3 protein-coding genes are annotated in these 2,489 nt (G+C 33.9%); 1 reads left to right on the plus strand and 2 read right to left on the minus strand.

Features of this window, described 5'->3' with window-relative positions; translation table 11 throughout:
- Positions 1–874, minus strand: an 874-nt coding sequence (locus AB4Y90_RS17455) for an NAD(P)/FAD-dependent oxidoreductase (protein ID WP_441558839.1), incomplete at its 3' end; no start/stop codon positions are given.
- A 98-nt stretch (positions 875–972) separates the two neighbouring features.
- On the opposite strand from AB4Y90_RS17455, the gene AB4Y90_RS17460 reads away from it, so the two are divergent.
- Positions 973–1,347: a Fur family transcriptional regulator gene (locus AB4Y90_RS17460; protein WP_441558840.1), complete on the plus strand. Its 375-nt coding sequence runs from the start codon at positions 973–975 to the stop codon at positions 1,345–1,347.
- A gap of 44 nt (positions 1,348–1,391) precedes the next feature.
- On the opposite strand, the gene AB4Y90_RS17465 is transcribed toward AB4Y90_RS17460, so the two are convergent.
- Positions 1,392–2,105, minus strand: coding sequence for a hypothetical protein (locus AB4Y90_RS17465; protein WP_441558841.1), 714 nt, complete (start codon positions 2,103–2,105; stop codon positions 1,392–1,394).
- Between the last annotated feature and the right edge of the window lie 384 nt (positions 2,106–2,489).

Raw genomic sequence — 2,489 nt, forward strand, 5'->3', positions numbered from 1 at the left:
CCATTGCTCCGGCTACATTTCCGGTCATTACGGCGTTTGAAACAGAGCGCATCATCGAAGAATTATCGCCGCATACAAAAACTCCGGGAATATTTGTTTTCTGAAACTGATCTGTTTTGATATGACCAAATTCCGTAAACTCACAACCTAAGTTTTCAGGAATTTCAGAATGCTGTTGAAATGGAAATGCTCCGTAAACTGCCTCAAATTTTATTTCTGTTCCGTCTGAGAAAATAATACCTTCAGCCATTCCGTTGTGATGCTTCAGTTCGGATATTTCAGTTTCAACGATCGTAATGTTGTTTCGTTTTAATTTTTCTGATTGCTCTTCTGTAAAACCGGCTTTTCCGTTGGTGAGAATCATTACATCTTCGGTTAAATTTTTTACAAGAGAAGAAATGTGTACCGCTTTATCTCCATTGGCAATAATTCCTGTTTTTTTGCCTTTATATTCATAACCGTGACAATAAGGGCAATGAATGAGTGAAATTCCCCAAGATTCTTTAAAACCTTTGATATCGGGGATTTTATCTGTAATTCCGGTAGCAATAACCAGCTTTTTTGAGCTAAATTTTTCACCTTTTTCCGTAGTAATTTCAAAGCCGTTTTCAGTTTTTTTTGCATCTGTTGCTTTTCCGTTATAAAAGTGTACGGTTTCGTATTCGCTGACTTGTTTTTTTGCATTTTCTGCAATTTCTTTAGGCGATTTTCCATCCTGTGTCAGGAAATTATGAGAATGTGGAGTTTGTTCATTGCAAGGTTTCCCATTATCTATCACCAAAGTTTTTCTTAATGATCTTCCTAAAGCCATTGCTGCAGAAAGCCCTGAATAACTTCCGCCGATAATGATTACGTCGTATTCTGTTTCGTTCATAATTTTCAGATTTTTAGGTTTAATAAAATATTCTTCCTTGAAAAGTTTGTCAAAGTTAGAATAAATTTTTATTATTGCAACATAATCGCATTAATAAAATGATAAGAAGAAGCACCCCTACCAAAAATGCAGTTTTGAATGTTTTGAACGGCTCAGGAAAAGCTATGAGCCAGGATGCAATTATGCAAAAAGTTGATATAAGTATTGACCGAGCAACCATTTACCGTGTTCTCAACCGGTTTTGTGAAGACGGAATTCTCCATAAAATTGTTGCAGAAGATGGCAAACAGTATTTTGCAGTCTGCATAAAATGTGACGAAAAAAAGCGGGCAGATCATCATTTCCATTTTCGGTGTACAAAATGTGAAACGATAGAATGTTTACCTGTAGCTGTCAAGTTTTCTCTGGAAAGCGGCTATCAGGTTGAAGGTGTTAATTGTATTTTGACGGGGATTTGTAAAGATTGTGCGTAAAAAAAACCTCTGCTTATTATAGAGGTTAATGGATTTTTATAACCTTATTTTTTCTTTTTGTTTAAAGAATCTGCTTTTGGCTTTTCTTCCACGATCGACATTTTATTTTCGAAAGGTTTGGTTTCTAAAACGGTGATGCTGGTTTGGTCTTTCCCAAGATTGTATTGTACAAAGACGGTTTTTTCGGCAGTTCGTATGATGTAGGTATTTACATTTTTCCAGTTGTTGCACGAGTGCATGTAACCCAGGTTGTAAGCTTCCGGATCTTCTCTTTTAATGCGTTCTTCTTCACCTTCTCTCAGAGGTTCGCCGGTATTTATTTTTATACCGCCAAGATTTTTAATTAACTCGTCAAAACTTTTCTGGATTTCGAGAGGAGAAAATTTTTTGTCTTTAAATTCTTCTGAGATCCTGATCTCGGCTTTATACGTTTTTCCTTCCATAGAAGTGTAGGAGCCGTGATCGTAGAAATATTCTTTATCAAAATCTTTGGTTTGCCCGTTTCCGTGATAAGAATTTGGGTCGGTAAAGGCATAACCTTCGGGAAGCTTAAAGTAAGGAAAAGTTCCGTGAAATTTATCGGTAACGGGAATTTTGCTGATGTTATAACCGGTATCGGAAATTGCTTCTGATGAATTTTGCTTTTCATAAGAATGTCCGGTTGATGATTCTTCGGAAATTTTCGGATCCTGATCTTTTTTACTGCAAGAAAAAAAACTAAGTGCTGCTAAAATGCTTGTTAGGAGAATATTCTTCATAATTGATAAAGTTGAAAAACATCATCTGCGATTCTGTTGCAGCAAAATTTATGCTAATAGTAATTATAAAGGACGTTATTTTATGTTAAATATTACTTAATTCTGGATTAAGAGAAATATCAATTACAGTTTTGCTACAAATTAGTTTACAACTTCTTTTGTTTTTTTATCGTAATCTTTATCAAACATATCAATTTTTTTACTCTTTTCTAAGATTTGTCTGAGATCTTCTCTGTCAGATAAATCGGCATGATTTTTTGTAATTTTCTGATTATTTGTTAATAGATATAAAAATATTGAGATTAATTAATTTTTTTTAATTGCCATCTAGATTCTACACCAAAATTAATTTTATTTTTTAAATGATTTACAAATATAGATGAT

The organism is Chryseobacterium sp. 2TAF14, from assembly GCF_052115105.1.
Taxonomy (GTDB): Bacteria; Bacteroidota; Bacteroidia; order Flavobacteriales; family Weeksellaceae; genus Chryseobacterium.